Here is a 19,104-nt window from a genome sequence, read left to right on the forward strand (position 1 = left end):
CTTGGAAGAGCTAACCACAGCGGTTCTTAGTCAAATTAAACATTTGGCGGAAACCCCAGAACTGGTGCAGGCCTTCTTTCATAAAAAGGAGATAGGATTCATTACAAGTTAATTCACACCTCTATAAGGTTGATGGCAAGCCAGAGGAAATTGTAAGATGAGATGGTCTAATAAATCGGCACAGTGAACTTGCTTAACTTGCAAGATCATGTAACCAAAAAACAAGTCCTTTAAGCGTCGTAAATATGATGCTGATTTTAAGACCAATGTGCTCAAAATGATTACTAACGGCCAGAGCGTTGCGTACACGGCCCAAGCTTTAGGTATTAGCGAAGCTTTAATCTACAAGTGGAAGAAAAGAACAAAGGGGGAAGAAAAACCGCTATCTGCCGGACAGGCTGCAGATTTATTTATTGAGAACCAGCGGTTGCAACAACGCGTTCAGCAACTGGAAACTGAACGTGAGATCCTAAAAAAAGGTACTGTGTTAAAAAGCAACTTTTTCTGCCATAAAATCATGAACTTTGTAACGGAAGGAGAACCTCCCTGGCCACGGTCAACGGTTCATCCTGTGTAGGCAGATCAACCGGTCTACCGTCTGCCTATTGCTTTTTGATCATCAGCCAACCGATGTGGTTGTTGAGCGGCCGGTTTACTTTCTCTTTTTTGGTATTCGGTATCGTTCTTCCACAGCGCATACATCAGCAAAAGCAATTTTCGCTGTAGAGCAGTAGCGCCCACCATCTTACTGGGTTTGTTCTGATTGATCCGTTGGTAAACCTGCTGGAGGACGGGATTATGACGACTGGCTACTAAAGCTGGAAAATGTAAGGCGGCTCGAATATGGCTATTGCCTTTCTTGGAAATCCTGGTTTGGCCTTTGATACTGCTGCCAGATTGGCGTTCGACTACATCATAGCCCGCATAACTGGCTAATTGTTTGGCATTGGTAATCGTACCAAAACCTTGGGTTTCGGCTAAGATGATGGCTACTGTAACCAATCCGATTCCCTTGATAGTCAACAGCTTTTTGACTTTAGCGGCCAACCAGGCCTCTCGGGCGATAAGCTGTTGAATTTGCTGTTGACACTGCTGAATCTGACGATCCAGTGTCTGAAGCAGCGCTTGATTGGATTTGCGCAGAAACTCTAGGGGCTGATGACCTGAGTCGAGGCTTTCTTTCCAGTTGGAAATAGCGGTTCGTTGCTGTTTGAGAGCCGTGTAGAAACGGGTTAATGAGCGCAGTTCCCGAAAGATTGCAGGTGCTGGCTGCCAAGCTTCCAGGGTTCGTTCAAGGCCTAACTGAGCAATCAGCCGAGCGTCGATAGCATCCGTTTTTGACTGCGCCGGCAGCCCGGTTGACGTTGAGACTTTTAGCGAAATGTTTGACCTTGTTGGGCAAGACAATTCGGACGGCTTGTTTAATCTTATGCAGATGGTAGGCCAGCGGTTCATAATAAACCCCCGTAGCTTCCATCACATCGGTGATAGCGACATCTTTAGGGGGTTGTTTACGAACCCATTTGAGCAGTTGATTGAAGCCCGTGGCCGTATTCTCAAAGGTAAGACCACACTGTACATCAAGGTTTGATCGGCATGAAGTTGACACAGACAGGCTGTAAAGCTGTTTTTGGCGATGTCGATACCGACACTTTGGCGGAGAAGGGTTTGCATAAAAAGGTATATTTATGACGAAAACCCCTATTTTCCTGCACATCTTTCCTTTTGTCTTACACAGGCTTACGAGTGGTAGCCTTAAGCGGCAGCCGCGCTATACTGTTCAGACTCAGAAGAAAATAAAAAAGGGAAATGGAGGTTCCTTTTTTACGGTATGACGAACGCCTACCAAGCTTTGAAGTGTCTCATTTCCCATGGGGTCACTCATCTAGTCTAACTACGATAAGTTAGCCCGATTTACTGATTAATTCAAAAGTAAAAGCTTTGTGCCTCGCACAACGGATAGTAACCATAATAAAGGTTATTGGCCCAATTTGCTGCTGAACCAGCCCATGCCCCAATCACCTGATTTGGGTCAGTGACATCACTTACCTTCCATTAGTGAAAGGAGGCTGGCTTTACCTGACAAGCTGGATGGATTTATTCTCAAGGCGAATTGTGGGCTGGCACGTGGATGAAAATATAGAAGACACATTGGTCATCAAGCCCTTACAGAAAGCCCTGGAGATGCGAAAACCTGCTTCTGGCCTGATAGTCCATTCCGATCGGGGAGGTCAATACATCTCCAATGAGTTAAAAGAACTGAGTGATTTCTGGCAGTTAAGGCCCAGCATGAGTCGGGCTGACGATCCTTACGATAACGCTTTTGCCGAATCGTTTTGGAGCCGCTTCAAAGCGGAATTATTGGAAGGGGGAGCTTTTTTAGATGTGACCGATGCGCGGACTGAAATCTTTGAGTACATTGAAATGTATTATAACAGAATCCGTCAGCATTCATCTTTGGGGTATAAAAGCCCACTGTTTTTTGAACGAGAATATTACACTAAACAAGAGAGTTCACTGTAAACCTAAACTGGACCACCTCACTCCTGCCTCACACCCGCATAATTAAAACGGGACAAACAGAGTGATTCAGAACATCCTCCGCAACACTTCCCTGGATCCAATGCCGAAGGCCTGTATAGCCGTGTGTGTACAGAACAATTAAATCGGCCTTGATCTCTTCAGCGTAGGCAAGAATGCCCTCTGATACGGTGGGGGCCCGACAAATGGCCAGGTTATAATGCGCAATGCCTTTCGCCAGGGCAAACTCATTCATCCACTCCCGGATCCCCTCCGGCTGCCGGGAATCGGTCGGTGTCAGCACATAGACAAACTGCTGGAGGCCCTGATCGGTCAGTTGAAATGGATACGGATGAAATGTCTTCAGTTTATCGTCCATATCGATGACACCAAGGATGTTTTGGGGCTGAAAATGCTTAACCGGCTGTTTAATGACCAAAACCGGGCAGTTCGCGTGACGGACAATGTGTTCGGCATTTGAGCCTTCCAACCATTCCATGAGTCCGGATGCGCCTTCCGACGCCAGCACAATCAGATCTGGCGACTGATCGTTAATACTCCGAACTAATCCGTCCAAATTATTGGTCAATTTGATTTCAATACGAACACCTGCATAGTTGGGGTCGGCCACCTGCTTTCGAAGCGCTTCTTCGACTTCCTGATAGGCGGTTTCGTAGCTTTCCGCCATCAGCGTCACATACTCTGGTGTGTAAGCGCCGGTGGGCTGGACAACCAGTGGATACAGCATGGTATGCAATAAAATGATTTCTGCCTGATGAGTCCGGGCCAGATCAGCCGCTACGTCCAGGGCGTTGGTTGCTAACGGACTCAGGTCGGTTGGTACAAGAATTTTCTTCATGAATAGCGTCGATTGAGTTTCTAACCCAAAACTCATCAATCGCCCTTTCTTTTTGCATGACCTGCGGCATGGCTCAGGTTGATCGTTATCACCCCGACCAGAATGAACAACCCAACTGATGATCAACTTATTACCCAGCTATGAAAGACAGACTAACCACCAGAGAATCATCAGTAAACCCGCTGACAACCGTCATTTTGTAACCGCCGGGACACCCTTAGCTTGCCGTCGTTTTAAAACAAAATCAGACGAACATGAACACATGGGTCCTTCCTTTCAGCCAGATCAACAACGGAATGATTGCCCGCGTTGGTGGAAAAAATGCTTCGCTCGGTGAGATGTTTAACGGTCTCCGGTTTTATGGCGTCCGCATTCCAGACGGATTTGCCTTAACAACCGATGCGTATTGGGAATTTATTCACTCCAACCGGCTGGAAGAACCCATTCGTAGTCTACTCGATCAACTGGATCTGGACGGTTTTTCCAATCTGTCGACCATCGGAGGACAAATCCGCGATCTGATTCAAGGGGCAATCTTTCCCCGTTCAGTGGCTGAAGCCGTCAAAGCGGCTTTCGCTACGCTACGGCACCCTTACCCGGATCCGGTTCAGGTGGCTGTCCGGAGTAGCGCCACGGCCGAAGATCTGGTTACGGCCAGCTTTGCGGGCCAGCATGAATCCTTTCTGAATATCCAAACCGACGAACAGCTCCTGGCCGCCTGTCAGGCTTGTTTTGCATCCCTGTTTACAGATCGGGCCATCAAATACCGCCATGACAATGGTTTTAACCACCTGAAAGTTGCGCTTTCGATTGGAGTTCAAAAGATGGTTCGCTCCGATCTGGCCTCTTCCGGGGTGTGTTTTACGGTTGATCCCGATACGGGTCACCAAAACCTCATGCTGATCACCGGTAGTTGGGGGTTAGGCGAAAACGTCGTATTGGGCAATGTTAATCCTGATGAATTTTACGTATTCAAACCCTTTCTCGGGAAGCAGATGAATGCTATCGTGAACCGAAAAACCGGCGAGAAATCCGTTACAATGATCTATGCCGACCCTGCGCAAAAGGGCAAGCAAACCGTCAATATCGATACGCCAGCCGAAAAACGCGATCAGTGGGTGCTAACCGTCGCTGAAATCAATCAACTGGCAGGCTGGTCGAAACTGATTGAAGAACACTACGGCAAACCGATGGACATCGAATGGGCAAAAGACGGCATAGACCAGCATTTATACATCGTACAGGCCCGGCCCATCACAACCCTAAAACCGGATTCGCTTGAACTGACTGAATATCGTTTGCGCGAAAAAGGAAAGATTCTGGCCCAGGGCAAAGGAATTGGCCAGCGCGTCGTGACCGGCACGGCCCGCGTCGTCGGCTCCCCGGCGGAGGTTCCGGAGACAATTGGAGCGACGGATATTCTGGTTACTGACATCACCACCCCGGACTGGGACCCCATTTTGAAAAAAGTTTCGGCCATCATCACCAACCGTGGAGGCCGCACAAGCCATGCCGCCATTGTGGCCCGGGAACTGGGCGCATTGGCCGTGGTCGGAACCAACAACGGCACAGAAACCATCGCCGATGGTAGTTGCATTACCGTCTCCTGCGTGGATGCCCAGGAAGGCTTCGTCTATGAAGGATCGGTGCCGTTTACCCGCGACGTTGTTCCGGTAAAGGACCTGCCCAAACCCCGAACGAACTGCAACCTGATTGTGGGCGACCCGGCCCAGGCCCTGCGGTTATCGCTCTTACCCAGCGATGGCGTAGGATTAATGCGGCTGGAGTTCATCATTACCAATGCCATTGGCATCCACCCGATGGCGCTGGCGCGGTTTGATGAACTGACCGATGAAACAGTCAAGGCGGAAATTAGCCAGCGTACGCGCCAGTACGCGGACAAAAGAGAGTTTTTTGTCGATCAATTGGCACAGTCTGTGGGCCTGGTGGCTGCTAGTTTCTATCCGCGGCCGGTTATCGTCCGAATGAGTGATTTTAAAACCAATGAATACGCCAATCTGCTGGGGGGCCGGCCGTTTGAACCCGTGGAAGAAAACCCGATGCTCGGCTGGCGGGGAGCCAGCCGGTATTACGACCCGCGCTACGCGGACGGGTTTCGACTGGAATGCCAGGCCATGCACCGGGTTCGCAATCAGATGGGATTGACCAACGTCAAACTGATGATCCCTTTCTGCCGAACCATCGAGGAAGGGCAGCGCGTTCTGGAGGTCATGGCGAATTACGGGTTGTCGCGGCACGAAAATGGCCTGGAAGTTTATGTCATGGCCGAAATCCCGAGTAACATTATCCAGGCCGAAGCGTTTGCCCAGTTGTTCGACGGTTTTTCCATCGGCTCCAATGACCTGACCCAGTTGGCGCTGGGGGTCGACCGCGATTCCTCAACGGTACAGGGGCTTTTCAACGAAAACAATCCGACCGTGCGCGAATTAATAGCCTTGTTATTGCGGAAGGCTCGGCATGCCGCCCGCCCGGTCGGTATCTGTGGGCAGGGACCCAGTGACAATCCGGAGTTTGCCCGGTTTTTGACCGAAGAAGGCATTACCAGCATTTCGCTGACACCCGACGCCTTCCTGCGGGGGTTAGTGACGATCTATGAAGCCGAAACCGCCCTGGCACTCGATGCTTTATGAATACGCAATGAAATATCCCGGATTAACAGTCCGGGATATTTCATTGAAAGGCATTTTGAAACTCCGAAAAACAAAATAAACGCTCCTGGATTATCCAGGGGCATTTTTATGAACTACGCCAAAACAAGCGCCAGACCTGGTTGATTGAAGAGTAGCCGTTCATTCCTTTCCCCGTTTTCGGTTGGGACAGGTAGCCATTTATGGACAAGCCCAGACTTCGGTGATTTTGTCGGGGTCGCCCCGAAAACTGAATTTCAGGGACGTAGCCGTCAATTCTTCAATATGACCACCCGTCGGCGGACCATAGATGTTGCCAGGCCGGACGGAAAGGTCAAGAGAGTTGGCATTAATAGACCAGGAACCGCCCGCCAGGGGTGAAGTGTCCGGCCCCGCACAATGACTCCGGTCGTAAATCAGATGCCCATCGCGCTGAAAAATCATTTGATAACAGGCCGGTGCCGCATCCCCCACCCGACTTCCCTGGTAGAAGACACCAACCGGTTTCCAGCCGGACTGGCAATTCACGAGGAATTCTTCGGCAGTGGTCAATGGACGGTGGTCCTCCATACAGGACCAGGGTAAACAGCTCAGTAGGCTTATACAAATGCTGCCCCACCATTTAGGTTTTTGTAGTTGGTCCATTACTTAAGCGATTAAACGTAAAACCAGTTATTTATTTCGTTTGACCCATCCAAAATCAGGGTAGTCCAGTCGTCTTCACTGCTTTTTGAAGGTTTGCTCCACGGGTGCCGGGTCATGGGTCATGCAGCGCCCGTAGCGGAGCCGGTAGGCTAACCGACGTGTCAGACTGCGGTTCCAGACAACATCCGGCATCGATTGCCGGTGCAGAATCGTCGTCAGCAGGTCGACCGAGTGCGTGTCCAGATACGTATGGATGCATTTTCAACCAATTCGTCCCCAATAAAATCGGGCCCGGTTTTAACCGCATCAAAAACCTGGGCGATCCGTTGCGGGATACGCGTGCAGCAGATAAAACTCGATCGCCGTATCATCGAACAGCGCCTGGGTAAAATGGATGGCTTTCCGAAAAGTCGTTGAGCAACAGAATCTTTTCCATACGTATCCGTTAAACAGCCTGTTGTAAGTGACGAATCCGGGCAATCTCTGCCCCCTTGTGGTTTTGCTCCTTCAAGGTCCAGTAACGGGTGTATTCCAGATCGTCCCAGGTAAAACCGGTTTTTCGCTGTACCTCCACCCGTAAGCCGAAGGTGTAATGGAACGCAATTTCAAACGCATTGATCGACATCGTCGGCTCCACCGACATCAGGCGTAAGCCGCTCAAAAACGGGTTTAGCCGGAGAATTGGAAGCGCCTGCCCGGTTGCCGCCAGCAGCCGTCCCGCCGGATCGAAAACCTGGAGTCTGAGAAAGGGATAATGGCGTTGAAAATTCCGGTTAATCTGGTCAACGGTCAGCAGAGAGTTGATGACAAACGGTTTCATAGGAATAGATCAGGAAACCAGCGCCAAAACCGGCACCTCCGATTGCCGGGCCATCTGCTGCGTATTACTTTCCCACAACGGGAACAAAATGGGCGTATGCGGTTGGGGCATCATGATCACCAGATCCGCCCGGTTTTCGGCCGTGAATCGCAGCAACGCCGGAATGAGGTCCTCTCCTTTTACCAGGCTAACGGTATGAGGAGCGTGTTTCAATAAGTCCCTAATGCCCTGGGCCGCCGATTGAATCGTCCGATCGGTAGCGTTGGTACTCACACAGATGACGTTTAAAACCGCCTGGAAGTGGGCCGAAAACCGTAACAGTTTGTCCAGGGCCAGGGCATCCACCGTATGGGCCAGGTCCAGCGCGACGACAATGTTTTTAAAAGGAACGAACTGCGTGCTGGGCGGCACCAGCAGCAGCGGCACAGGGGTCCGTTGAATCAGGGCTGTTGACTGGCTGCCGAAATACTTAACTCCCGGCGAATCCGCCCCGGCGGTGCCCATAACCAGCAAATCCGCTGTAAGCTCCCGGGCCACGGTTTCAATCGTTTCCAGGGTTTCGCCCTGCCGGGCCATCACGGAAATAGCCACGTCAGGTCCACTGGCGGCTTTTAACCGATTCCGAAGTCGATAGAGCTTCTGCCGGGCGCTTACCTTGTTTTTTTGTTCCATCGGTGTAAAACCGCCTGCAAAGGTGCCAGCCGAAGGGGATGATGGTAGACATGCAGGATCACCAGTCTGGCCTGGAACAGCTCGGTCAGGTGCAACGCAAAGTCAGTTGCCGATTGCGCCTGGCGGGAAAAATCAGTCGCTAAAAGGATCGTTTTCATAAAAAGAGAAGGTAGGAATGGTAGTATGGAGGCTGGACGAGGATCGATTTGACTCACGAAATGAGGATATCCTTTTCGGACCAGTAATGACTTTTTCCGTCCCACCAGTTCAGAATCACATGCCAGATTCCCCGGCTAAGTTGATGCGTGGAAATAACCTGGCGCGGCCGTCGGTTGGGCTGAACCACCAGATGTATTTCTTCGTCATGATGGTCCTTCTTCTGAAAGGTGACCTCGGCTTTCCGGAATGATTCCGGCAGGACGAAAGCCAGTTGTTGGTGGATGGGTTCAAAGGTCATGTTGTGGTTTTGTTTAGGGTCGTTCGTAAAAGTAGACGAGAGCCGGGATACATACCCTGAGGGCAGTTCTGCAAGGGACTGATATTAATCAGTTTACGACCTTATGCCGGTTAGCAAACGCCTGATTGGGACTCGTTTTCTTTGGGGAGAATTTACCCTTGTCTACTTTCCCCAATGAATCTTAAACCGCTGGCCTTAACTATCCTTGTGCTGCTGACCTGTTATCCCAAAGCCGGTGCGCAACATCTTTCGGAGTGGAAAACTCTGCTCCACCGGTCGGGGCTGGATTCTACCGACGTCCGGCTGGACAGCACCGGCATCAGCCGGGCCGCGTATGAACTGGCGTACGGAAACCGCCCCGACCGCTTGAGTTACTGGCAATTGCCGGAGCAGATTGATTCCGGCAAGGTCAACCAGGTGGTAGAATCGATCCGGCAAAATGCACCCGACTGGCTGACCCAATGGCACTCCCTAGAACCCCGTTTTGAACCCTACCGCTGGCTCCAAACCAGCCTGGATTCCCTGTTGGCCAACGGACACGACTCCCTGCCCCGCTGGCGCGAAATCCGAAATGCCCTGAACGCGTACCGCTGGCTTAATCGACTGGTTTCCGATCAGCTCGTCGTGGTTTCCATTCCATCGGCCACGCTTCGGGTGTTGAACCGCCAGGGAAAGGAAGTCCTGCGCTGCCGGGTCATTGTGGGCAGCCTTCGAACTCCTACCCCGCTGTTTGGCGCTCAGCTGACACGCATCATCACCTATCCCTACTGGAATGTGCCGCGCTCCATTGCCGTCAACGAATTGCTGCCGAAAATCAAACGCAATCCGGCGGGCGTGTTGGAGGCCATGAAATTGCAGGTACTGGACGCCCGGGGGCGGGTGGTTGCGCCCGAATCGATTGCCTGGCAAAGTCTCTCGGCCCACCATTTCCCGTACCGGCTCCGTCAGTCAACCGGCTGCGACAATGCCCTCGGCCTCATGAAGTTTGATCTGAATAGTCCTTTTGATATTTATTTGCACGACACCAACCACCGGGCGCTTTTTAACCAGGCCAACCGGTTTCTGAGTCACGGCTGTATTCGGGTTGCCAAACCGATCGAGTTGGCCAACCTGCTGCTGGGCAGACCGGTTTTTACACCGGCTTTTCTGGAATCCCGTCAGGTGCAGGTTCCTTCCCGAACCATCCCTCTTCCTCAACCGGTTCCGGTTGTCATTCAGTACACTACCGTCGAAGCAGAGCCGACCAGCGGGCTGGTCTATTACCCGGATGTATACGGCTGGCAGAAAGTTAAACTATAACCGGACGGCAAGCTACCCAAAAAGCGGTGAGAAGCTCTCCGCCGTTTTCACGATTTGATTTCCGATCCAACCGGCGTTCGTTTCGGTTCCGTCCCGAGCGTTTTTCATCAAATCGATCTTCAGGATTCCATCCGTATCATTGGCCTGAATCGAATCCTCTTCGACATTTTCTGGCAGATAAAAGAGTGGCTAGAACAATGGGGAATTGTATTCTTTGCGCCGGTACTTTTTGTCTTCTCTTCCACTTCGGTTTGATTCTCAGGCGAGACAGTCAGTGCGCCAGCGTTCAGGGCCAGTTTAAAATCTTCTTTTTTCATACCTGGTGCCCTAACGTCCAATTGGTCCTGACCCTTTTCTCCCCGGACCTTAACGGCCGGTAAGGCCGCGTCGCGCCAGCATGGATTGGCCAAGAAATCATCCTCAAACAGGTTTCAGCAATGAATTCCGCAGGGCTGGTCTTATTGGTTTAAAAGTTTAGTCTACTAGTTTGATGGTTCACCTGATTGGTTATTGCGGCCAAGCAAAACCGATCCAGCATCATATGCAACATGCTGTCATACAACAAGTTACCCATAATCAAAGTCACCTTAAAGGCTGACGAAGGACATAGATCGGTGGTTATTCGGATGATAGCTTTGAATAGATTCGGATTCATCACAAAACTGGTCGTGGCCAGAAAGAAGATTCTGCCCTGACCTAAAGGCGCTTGCTTCTCCAAATTTTTTGATCATCTCTATCCTTTCTAACCATCTCATGAACCTTTCTCTACGCTTCCGCTCTGGCATGAATCTGGTAATTTTCATGCTGCTTCCCTGGTTCGTCATGGCTCAACCCATCTGGCGATTTAGTGTTGTAATCGCCGTTGAAAAACAGACGGCCGATTTCTACCAGACAATGCTTTCCAAACCCATTCAACAAATCGTTCGGGAACAGATGGCGACGGTGAATGCTAATTTTAACAAAGCAAGTCATTTCAACGGCGTGTATAATTTCCAGGTCGATTCTATTTATGTTTTTAGCGGGTATGCTGGCACGGAAGTCTCTCGGCCCCACCCTAAATTCACGTATGGGGTCGTGATTGATGGTAACTTTTCCCAGAATTCTCTGGGTGGAGGCTGGTGGGGCGATCAACAGGTAATTTACCACAAATGGACGTGGAGTAATGATTTCAACAGCGGCCCGTTTGGACCCGGTGCCACCGATGGATTGACGCATGAATTCGGCCACGCCCGGGGCGCTGTCGACATTTATGGTATGCGGGTAGACGGTTCCAAGAATCCGGTGAATGGACAAACCTTCGAACCGGTCAACTCCATCATGAATTTCCCCTATGGAAACATTGTCTGGGATGAATACACCACCCATTTATTGAACTCCACCACCGATCAGCCCATCGTGGGAGACCAGTGGATTGTCAGACCTTTTCCCAACACCCTGACCATCAAAACCGTCGATGCCGCCGGCATGCCGGTGAGCAATGTAACACTGGAATTATATCCCGTTGAGTGGTTTTCGTACGCCGTGACGGGAACGCCCGTCTTGAAGGTTTCCACACCCGGCAATGGCGTTTACCAGTTTAGCTCGAATCCGTTCCGCCCCTCCACCCTCTCTGCGCCCTGGCACATCCGGTATCCCAACTTTCTGATCAAAGCCACGTATAATTCAGTGGTCGTGTATAAATGGATGCCGTTATACGATGTCCAGAATGTTTATTTCCGGAACGGCGCCAATTCCGTGTTTACGACTGAAATTGAACTCCCCGTTCGGTTGAGCAACCCTTCCTACGAGGGCTACCTGGACAAAGTGGAATGCGGAACCATCCGGGGTTGGGTCTGGGACCGCAACAAACCCGATGCGCCCATCACCGTTGAATTTCTGCAAGGTACCACGCTGGCTTCGGCCACTTTCCTGGGCACTGCCACCGCCAACCTATACCGCCCCGATTTGCTGGCCGCCGGAAAAGGCAATGGCGCGCACGGTTACAGCTTTGTAACACCCGAAAGTCTCAAAAATAACCAGCCTCACACCATCTGGGGACGCGTTCAGAACTCCAGTTATGTATTAATATGGTCACCCCAAACCCTGACTTGTGAAGGACCCGCTGGCAATGCTGCGCCAGTTGCGCCGGCCGTTTCTTCCTTGTCCGCTACCGTTAACAAGGAATATACAACCCTGCTTCCTGCCTTCTCGGATGCTGATAATGATCCGCTGACGTATACCTTGTCGGGTCTGCCTGCGGGCTTATCCTTTACTGCTGCCACCCGGACCATAACCGGAAAACCCGCAAGCAGTGGTACGTTCCCCTTGACGTATTCGGCCAAAGATGAACAGCACGCAGCCGTATCGACCAGCTTAACGCTGGTCGTTCAACCGGCGACCGGCGAACCCCCTTTGATAACCGGGGATTTTGAAGGTTACCTGGACAAAGTGGAATGCGGAACCATCCGGGGTTGGGTCTGGGACCGCAACAAACCTGATGCGCCTATCACCGTTGAATTTCTGCAAGGTACCACGCTGGCTTCGGCCACTTCCCTGGGCACTGCCACCGCCAACCTATACCGCCCCGATTTGCTGGCCGCCGGAAAAGGCAATGGCGCGCACGGTTACAGCTTTGTAACACCCGAAAGTCTCAAAAATAACCAGCCTCACACCATCTGGGGACGCGTGCAGAGCTCCAGTTATACCCTCAAGTGGGCTCCCCAAACCCTACAATGTCCGCCCATGCCGGGCAATACCGCACCGGTTTCTCCGGTCGTCACGGCCCTGTCAGCAACGGTCAACACGGTTTTTTCGGTCCTTTTGCCGGCTTTTTCGGATGCTGACAATGATCCTTTAACCTATTCGCTGTCAGGACTCCCTACCGGATTAAGCTTCAATGCAGCCACGCATAGCATTAGCGGAACGCCCACCCAGTCGGGCCGTTTTACCCTGGTGTATGCGGCTACCGACGGTCGGGCGCAAACCCAGGTATCGCTCCTCCTCACCGTGACGGGTGGCGGAGTCGTTACCGGGAATTTTGAAGGCTATCTGGATAAGGTAAACTGCAATTTGATCGACGGGTGGGTCTGGGATCGTAATTTACCGAATACCCCGCTGACAGTCGAGTTCTTCGCCAACTCGGTTTCCGTTGGAACCGTTTTGTCCGACATTCACCGCGCGGACCTGGTAGCCGCCGGGAAGGGCAATGGGGTCCACGGCTACAGCTTCGTGACGCCAGTCAGCCTTAAAAATGGAATATCGTACCAAATCACGGCGAAGGTTCGCAACAGCAACTACGAGCTTATGTGGTCCCCCAAGGTTCTGAATTGTCCGGTATCCTATCGTATTGGCAACACTGAAAGCGCCGAGCCAACCCATGCATTAAGCGTTTGGCCAAACCCTTCGCACGGGGAGTTTGAGGTCCGGTATTGGCTCCAACCCGGACAAGCCGCCGAGTTGGTCATTGTGGATGCGCTGGGTAAGGAACGATTCCGCCAGGCCATAAAACCGGTTATGGAAACCGGAATGCAGCAACAGCCTGTTTCATTCCCCAATGCCAGGGGTTTCTTTGTGATTCAATTGCGGAAAACCGCCGGTTGGGAAACGCAGAAAATCGTGATCGAAAAGTAGGCGCTTCGAAACGAGCCCAAAACGTGGGTGGACTTGCAACCTGTAACTGGCGGAATTCTCAGGCAATCCAGCTGACAACAATCAGCCGAACAACCCTTTCCGCTCATACCTCTTCACGGGATTAACTGGCAGCTTTACAGCAGTTTAAGCACCATTACGAGTAACCCGATACGATCATGAAACGCATCATCTTCTTCAGTGTGCTGCTGGTTACCTTTCTTTTCGGAGGAAGCCGGGTTTATCCGCAGGCGGTTCGGGGGCATCTGGTCTACTTTCAAATGGGCTATCTCAACGCCCCCCAGGCCGGGCCGGTTGCGCAGACTTTCGCTCCCGACTGGTTTCCCCGGCTGAACGACCATTTTATTTACAGTGGCGGAGAAGGTTGGTTGCGATTCAACCGGTTGATGGCCGGACTCGCTGCGACGGCCCTGACGGCTCACCCGGTTTCGGCTCAGCAAACCCGGGTTGATCGGGTCGGCGGGATCGGGCAGCTGAAACTCGGCTATGTCCTGTTTGATAATCGGCAATGGCTTTGCTATTCATCGGTTGGTCAGGGCTTTTCGTCGGTCATGCTTACGGTCAATTCGGCCGGTTCGAAGCCGGTTACCTGGATGTTGCCCAGTCACACAACGGATGTCTCGGTTCATCTGCATACACTCCTGGCCCGCCCCAGGCCCGCCGATGAAAAAACCGCCCAGGGCCTGGGTCTGGGCCTACACCTGGGGTATGTGATCAGCGCCAGATCCTCGCTCTGGCAGCAAATTCCGGATGGAAACCTGCTGCAACTCAAGCCCACATATGCAATGAACGGTTTTTACGTCACCCTAACGATCGGTGGTAGCCGGTTTCAGTATTCCCATCACCCTTAACCCGTAACGCCCATGTTCTTCTCACTCACCTTTTTCTGGACGACCTACGCCGTTGTCAACCTGGTGTTTCTGTTCACGATCTGGAGCAGCAAACACTGGCCCCGGCTGACCCGGCTGTTTTTCCTGCTGCTCTTTGGCTGGGCGGCCTGGTTCAATGGTTCAACCGTCCTGGACTCGCCCTGGGTTTATCAGGATTATGCGGATACAGCCGTTCCGCTGTACCGGTGGTTTATTCTGGGGGCCTTTACCTACATTATCAAACCCATGATCTTATTCATCGTAGTGGTCCAGGCCCTGATCGCCCTGACCATGCTCCTCAAAGGCGATTTGTTTCGACTGGGGTGCTGGAATGGACTGATCTTTGGTTTGGCGATCGCACCGATCGGCTGGTATGCGGCTTTCCCCGCGACCGTTTTAATGGCGATTGCGTTTTATCGGTTGCAAAAAAATCACGACAACACCTACCTCTGGGAGCGAAAACCGGGCCCGTTGGCGGGTGCCAGGAAGCCCAGGCATACACCCTCCACCCTGGTTTTCTAATTCGTTTGCTATGGAAGTTACGCCATCCGATGCTGCATTGACCCGGCCGTTGCTGATTCGCACCCCGGAAGATCACGCCCTCCAAACCGCGCTGGAAGGCCCTAAAAGCCGCCAATCCGAATTGCGGTTTATTTTCCGGATCAGCTGGCAGTTTTTGAAAGGTTTTCGGGCCTTACATTTCGTGGGCCCTTGTGTGACCGTATTTGGTTCTGCCCGGTTTCAGCCCGGACACCGGTTTTACGAAATGGCCCAACAAGTGGGCCGGGCCGTTGCCGGATTGGGTTTTACGGTGATGACGGGCGGTGGCCCCGGCCTTATGGAAGCGGCCAACCGGGGCGCTTACGAAGCGGGCGGGCGCTCGGTTGGCTGTAACGTCCGGCTACCGTATGAACAGGCTCCAAACCGCTACATGCACAAGTGGGTCACCATTGATTTTTTCTTTGTCCGCAAAGTGCTGCTCGTCAAATACTCGTATGCCTTTATTGTCATGCCGGGTGGCTGGGGAACCATGGACGAGCTGTTTGAAACCTTAACGCTGGTTCAAACGGGAATTCTGCAATCGTTTCCGGTGGTCCTGATGGGTTGCAGTTATTACCAGCCGCTGCTGGATTACCTCTACCAAATGAAACAGGCAGGAACCATTAGTGAAAAAGATCTGAAGCTGGTGCTCCTGACCGACGATGTCGACGAGGCAATGGCCCACATCCGACGCTACGTAGAAACCAATTTGCGCATTACTCACCGCAGGAAACCGCTCTGGTGGTTGCTGGAAAGAGTGTAACGTTTCAAAACGATCAGGTTGTACGGCTGACTTTCAGCCCAGTTGGATTTACCTTAGGCTCACCAATTGCCAGTATCATGAAAATCGCCTTTTTTAGTACAGCCGACTACGACCGCCAGTGGTTTGAATCGGGCAAAAGTCACCATACCATTACCTTCATTGAGCAACCGCTGACCGCCCAAACGGCCCAATTGGCGGCTGGTCACCAGGCCGTTTGTGCCTTCGTTCATGACGACCTGGGTGGGTCGGTTTTGCGGCTCCTAAAAGAACTGGGTGTGGGCGTAATTGCCATGCGGTGTGTGGGGCTGGATAATGTCGATCAGGAGACGGCCTCGGAATTGGAGCTTGCCGTACTGACGGTACCGGCGTATTCCCCCTATCCGGTGGCTGAACAGGCCGCTGCCTTGCTTCTGGCCCTGAACCGACACCTTCCGGCCGCTAATCAACGAGTGTTAGCCGGGGACTTTACGTTGAATGGATTAATCGGTCAGGATATACACGGCAAAACCGTGGGCATCATCGGAACCGGTCGGATCGGTCGGGCATTTGCCCGCATCATGTTGGGGTTTGGTTGCCGGATTCTGGCGTATGACCTCAAACCCAACCTGGCTCTCGTCAAAGCGGGCGTACGGTTTGTGCGCCTGAACACCCTCCTGGAGGAATCCGATATTGTTTCGCTGCATTGTCCGCTGACCCCACATACCGAATTCCTCATCAATAATCAGACGCTGCAAAGCATGAAACCGACCGCCCTGTTGATCAATACCGGACGCGGGAAGCTGGTGGACACGTCTGCCGTTCTGGATGCGCTCGATCAGGGCCAGCTGGCCGGTTATGCTGCGGATGTATATACCCGGGAAAGCGCCTGGTTCCACCGGGATTTTACGGATCAGCCGATTACGGATGAGGTCCTGAACCGGTTGCGGTTTCACCCCCGGGTTCTCCTGACGGCGCATCAGGGCTTTCTGACTCAGGAAGCTTTGCAGCAAATCGCGGCTACCCTCCTGAACCAGCTCTCCTTCTATGAAAATAGCCAATTGCGGCATATTACTCGTTCTTCCATGTGCTAACAGCCAATCGTCTCAATCATGAACAAGCAATCGTATCGTACCCTGACCGAAGAACACTTTTGTCACCAGCTTTGGCAAAACGATCTGATCATGGCCGAGCAGGAACTCACTTTTTTTGAGCATCTGCTCGATCAACTCAACCCGATCGGACTTCCCAATTCGCCCGGAGCGGATTATCTGGATGAAATACTGAGTAATCTTCATCATTTCAATCGGTTGATCCCCGTTCTAAAACAGGACATTCAACAGACCGAAAAGCAGCTGGCGACTGACGTAAAAGCCACGGATAACGTGAGTGCTGCTCAGAAGAAGGACCATGCCTACCTGCGCAGTGAAATGGATGATTTCGAGCAGAGCTATCGGCAGTTTAAACAAACGTTTCGTACCTTGTTCACGTCCAACCGCTGAGCTCTGATGAAAAAACCGGGTAGCGATTTTCCCATTCGTCTCAGCGGCCAATCCTGCCCTTTCCGATGATTCTTACCCTGACCCTGAATCCGGCCGTCGACATCAGCACGACAGTAGATCGACTGAGACCTGATCATAAATTACGGTGTGATGCGCCCCGGTATGATGCCGGTGGGGGCGGCATCAATGTTTCGAAGGCAATCCACCGGCTGGGCGGCACCTCCCTCTGTCTTTTTCCAACAGGAGGAGCACCGGGAATGCTCCTGGAGGAATTGGTCACGCAGGAACAACTGGCCTTTCAAACCTTTCCAATCGCGGGCTGGACCCGCCAAAGCTTCGTCGTCACCGAATCCACCACCCACCAGCAATTTCGATTCGGGTTACCCGGGCCGGTCTGGACCGAAGCCGAAGGGTTGGCTATGATGGATCATTTGTCCGGTTTTCTGGACCGAATCGATTTCCTGGTAGTCAGCGGTAGTCTGCCGCCGGGTGTTCCCGTTGGGTTTTGTGCGGAGATTGCCTGGCGGGCCAAAAAATCGGGCGTCCGGCTCATTCTTGATACCTCGGGAGAACCGCTAAAGCAAGCCATTCGGGAAAGTCCTTTTTTGCTGAAACCGAATGTAGGTGAATTGGCCGCTTTGGTCGGCACGGACAAACTGGAATTGAATGAGGTGGAAGAAGCGGCCCAGACCATTCTGCAACAGGGTGGTTGTGAACTGATGGTCGTTTCGCTAGGCCCCGCCGGAGCCTACTTGTTTACCAAAAAAACCGGGGTTGCTTTATCGGGTCAGGAGCGGACCTGTTTTTACGTTCCGGCACCGACCGTTAAAAAACAAAGCACAGTGGGCGCGGGCGATAGCATGGTGGGCGGAATGGTCTACGGCCTGTCCCAAGGGCAGTCATACGAAGCTATTTTGCAACTCGGCGTGGCTTGCGGAACAGCCGCAACGATGAATCCCGGCACCGAACTATTCCACCAAGCCGATGTGACGCGGTTGCTGCACTGGATCAAAACCGCCCCCGGGTCACACAACTCGTAGCCTCGGCCAGGGCGACAAATGCCTGAACTTATATAGAAAAAGAATACTCAGGCCCCAGATCGTTACGGACATTCCCACATAATTCGCGATCTCCGGCTTTCCCAGGTCGGCCATAAAGGCGATATCCATGAAGCCATGAAACAAGGCGCAGGACAGAATGCTGCCCCGGCTGCTGTTGAACAACCAGGTAAACAGGATAGAACCAGTCAGCAGGCTCATCAGCCAGCCAACGATCCCCGCGATTTCCATCGAATGATAGCCCGAATTAACATAGAAAAATAAAGGCCAGTGCCAGATGGCCCAGCCGACGGTTAAAATCAGGGACGAGGAGAAGGCCGAAAAGTGCTGTTGCAAACGAGGCAGAGCGTAGCCCCGCCAGCCGGTTTCCTCGCCCAGCCCCACCACACCAACATTCAAGGCGATGAAGGCTAACGGATGGACAGGGCCGAGTTCCCTCGTACGCCAAAGACCACGCCAATCGAGCGAAGAGAAGTAGCCCAGTGTAGCAAAACTAGCCGCCAAAAACAGCAGAAGAAAAGGCAGTAAAGGAACGATCACTGCATAAAAAAACGCCCCCCGGGGCAGCAACATGCTACGGAAGAGTTTGCGCAATCCGGGTTGGGCGTCCTGTTGCCAGGTCCCGATCAGGGCCGATAACAGTGGTCCGGTTAAGCCCAGGTAGTGTAAAAAAGAGGAGGTTTGCCAGGCGACGGGAAATCCGGGCACAAAATAGGGCATCCAGCACAGCCAGGAGATCAAACAGGCCGTCAGAAAGTAAACCAAAACCCTTTTCATTTTTAAACAGTCTAGCGATAAAATACTGTAAATGAGACGATAGCTAAAACAACCAAACTAGGCTTACTCCTT

The 19,104-nt window shown here is 52.2% G+C and carries 20 protein-coding genes and 1 pseudogene; 12 read left to right on the forward strand and 9 right to left on the reverse strand.

Going from position 1 to position 19,104, the window contains the following annotated elements:
* Positions 1-244: 244 nt before the first annotated feature.
* A pseudogene (locus ACFPMF_RS24215) lies at positions 245-577 on the forward strand (transposase); the annotation flags it as partial.
* Positions 578-591: 14 nt separating this feature from the next.
* Here ACFPMF_RS24215 and ACFPMF_RS24220 read toward each other — a convergent pair.
* On the reverse strand, positions 592-1,455 hold the full coding sequence (locus tag ACFPMF_RS24220) for an IS110 family RNA-guided transposase (RefSeq protein ID WP_379849985.1): 864 nt from the start codon (positions 1,453-1,455) through the stop codon (positions 592-594).
* 570 nt (positions 1,456-2,025) lie between these two features.
* Here ACFPMF_RS24220 and ACFPMF_RS24225 point away from each other — a divergent pair.
* Positions 2,026-2,523 carry an IS3 family transposase gene (locus ACFPMF_RS24225; RefSeq protein WP_379850224.1) on the forward strand — a complete coding sequence of 166 codons (498 nt, stop codon included), beginning with the start codon at positions 2,026-2,028 and terminating at the stop codon, positions 2,521-2,523.
* 28 nt (positions 2,524-2,551) lie between these two features.
* Here the strand turns inward: ACFPMF_RS24225 and ACFPMF_RS24230 are convergent, their stop codons facing one another.
* On the reverse strand, positions 2,552-3,379 hold the full coding sequence (locus ACFPMF_RS24230; protein WP_379849987.1) for a universal stress protein: 828 nt from the start codon (positions 3,377-3,379) through the stop codon (positions 2,552-2,554).
* Between the two features lie 254 nt (positions 3,380-3,633).
* Between ACFPMF_RS24230 and ppsA the strand changes: the two genes are divergently transcribed.
* A complete protein-coding gene (ppsA, locus tag ACFPMF_RS24235; protein ID WP_379849989.1) occupies positions 3,634-6,030 on the forward strand; it encodes a phosphoenolpyruvate synthase in 2,397 nt (798 codons plus the stop codon).
* A 198-nt stretch (positions 6,031-6,228) separates the two neighbouring features.
* Here ppsA and ACFPMF_RS24240 read toward each other — a convergent pair whose 3' ends face one another.
* Positions 6,229-6,597: a hypothetical protein gene (locus ACFPMF_RS24240; protein WP_379849991.1), complete on the reverse strand. Its 369-nt coding sequence runs from the start codon at positions 6,595-6,597 to the stop codon at positions 6,229-6,231.
* A gap of 324 nt (positions 6,598-6,921) precedes the next feature.
* On the opposite strand from ACFPMF_RS24240, the gene ACFPMF_RS24245 reads away from it, so the two are divergent.
* Positions 6,922-7,089: a hypothetical protein gene (locus ACFPMF_RS24245; protein WP_379849993.1), complete on the forward strand. Its 168-nt coding sequence runs from the start codon at positions 6,922-6,924 to the stop codon at positions 7,087-7,089.
* A 28-nt stretch (positions 7,090-7,117) separates the two neighbouring features.
* Here ACFPMF_RS24245 and ACFPMF_RS24250 read toward each other — a convergent pair whose 3' ends face one another.
* Genes ACFPMF_RS24250 through ACFPMF_RS24265 form a run of 4 tightly spaced genes read right to left on the reverse strand, consistent with a single transcriptional unit; the run spans position 7,118 to position 8,621 of the window.
* Positions 7,118-7,492 (reverse strand): hypothetical protein, encoded by a 375-nt coding sequence (locus tag ACFPMF_RS24250; RefSeq protein WP_379849995.1) that lies wholly within the window; start codon positions 7,490-7,492, stop codon positions 7,118-7,120.
* 9 nt (positions 7,493-7,501) lie between these two features.
* Positions 7,502-8,164, reverse strand: coding sequence for a universal stress protein (locus tag ACFPMF_RS24255; protein ID WP_379849997.1), 663 nt, complete (start codon positions 8,162-8,164; stop codon positions 7,502-7,504).
* Positions 8,143-8,322 carry a universal stress protein gene (locus ACFPMF_RS24260; protein WP_379849999.1) on the reverse strand — a complete coding sequence of 60 codons (180 nt, stop codon included), beginning with the start codon at positions 8,320-8,322 and terminating at the stop codon, positions 8,143-8,145. The genes ACFPMF_RS24255 and ACFPMF_RS24260 overlap by 22 nt, the downstream gene beginning before the upstream one ends.
* A gap of 53 nt (positions 8,323-8,375) precedes the next feature.
* Positions 8,376-8,621, reverse strand: a complete 246-nt coding sequence (locus ACFPMF_RS24265) for a hypothetical protein (protein ID WP_379850001.1) — start codon at positions 8,619-8,621, stop codon at positions 8,376-8,378.
* A gap of 174 nt (positions 8,622-8,795) precedes the next feature.
* Here ACFPMF_RS24265 and ACFPMF_RS24270 point away from each other — a divergent pair, with 174 nt between their 5' ends.
* Positions 8,796-9,920, forward strand: coding sequence for a L,D-transpeptidase family protein (locus ACFPMF_RS24270; protein WP_379850003.1), 1,125 nt, complete (start codon positions 8,796-8,798; stop codon positions 9,918-9,920).
* 12 nt (positions 9,921-9,932) lie between these two features.
* On the opposite strand, the gene ACFPMF_RS24275 is transcribed toward ACFPMF_RS24270, so the two are convergent.
* Positions 9,933-10,097, reverse strand: a complete 165-nt coding sequence (locus tag ACFPMF_RS24275) for an Hsp20/alpha crystallin family protein (RefSeq protein WP_379850226.1) — start codon at positions 10,095-10,097, stop codon at positions 9,933-9,935.
* Between the two features lie 606 nt (positions 10,098-10,703).
* Between ACFPMF_RS24275 and ACFPMF_RS24280 the strand changes: the two genes are divergently transcribed.
* The 7 genes from ACFPMF_RS24280 (at position 10,704) to ACFPMF_RS24310 (ending at position 18,237) form a co-directional block, all read left to right on the forward strand.
* Positions 10,704-13,529: a putative Ig domain-containing protein gene (locus ACFPMF_RS24280; RefSeq protein ID WP_379850005.1), complete on the forward strand. Its 2,826-nt coding sequence runs from the start codon at positions 10,704-10,706 to the stop codon at positions 13,527-13,529.
* A gap of 176 nt (positions 13,530-13,705) precedes the next feature.
* On the forward strand, positions 13,706-14,398 hold the full coding sequence (locus tag ACFPMF_RS24285) for a hypothetical protein (protein WP_379850007.1): 693 nt from the start codon (positions 13,706-13,708) through the stop codon (positions 14,396-14,398).
* A gap of 12 nt (positions 14,399-14,410) precedes the next feature.
* On the forward strand, positions 14,411-14,938 hold the full coding sequence (locus tag ACFPMF_RS24290; RefSeq protein WP_379850009.1) for a hypothetical protein: 528 nt from the start codon (positions 14,411-14,413) through the stop codon (positions 14,936-14,938).
* A 10-nt stretch (positions 14,939-14,948) separates the two neighbouring features.
* Positions 14,949-15,719 (forward strand): LOG family protein, encoded by a 771-nt coding sequence (locus ACFPMF_RS24295; RefSeq protein WP_379850011.1) that lies wholly within the window; start codon positions 14,949-14,951, stop codon positions 15,717-15,719.
* 77 nt (positions 15,720-15,796) lie between these two features.
* Complete coding sequence (locus ACFPMF_RS24300) at positions 15,797-16,789, forward strand: 2-hydroxyacid dehydrogenase (protein ID WP_379850013.1); 993 nt, start codon at positions 15,797-15,799, stop codon at positions 16,787-16,789.
* Positions 16,790-16,807: 18 nt separating this feature from the next.
* A complete protein-coding gene (locus ACFPMF_RS24305) occupies positions 16,808-17,197 on the forward strand; it encodes a hypothetical protein (RefSeq protein ID WP_379850015.1) in 390 nt (129 codons plus the stop codon).
* Positions 17,198-17,262: 65 nt separating this feature from the next.
* Positions 17,263-18,237, forward strand: a complete 975-nt coding sequence (locus tag ACFPMF_RS24310) for a 1-phosphofructokinase family hexose kinase (RefSeq protein ID WP_379850017.1) — start codon at positions 17,263-17,265, stop codon at positions 18,235-18,237.
* Here ACFPMF_RS24310 and ACFPMF_RS24315 read toward each other — a convergent pair.
* Positions 18,223-19,032, reverse strand: a complete 810-nt coding sequence (locus ACFPMF_RS24315; protein WP_379850019.1) for a CPBP family intramembrane glutamic endopeptidase — start codon at positions 19,030-19,032, stop codon at positions 18,223-18,225. The genes ACFPMF_RS24310 and ACFPMF_RS24315 overlap by 15 nt on opposite strands.
* Positions 19,033-19,104 lie beyond the last annotated feature (72 nt).

The sequence above is a fragment of the Larkinella bovis genome (assembly GCF_042655385.1).
Taxonomy (GTDB): Bacteria; Bacteroidota; Bacteroidia; order Cytophagales; family Spirosomataceae; genus Larkinella; species Larkinella bovis.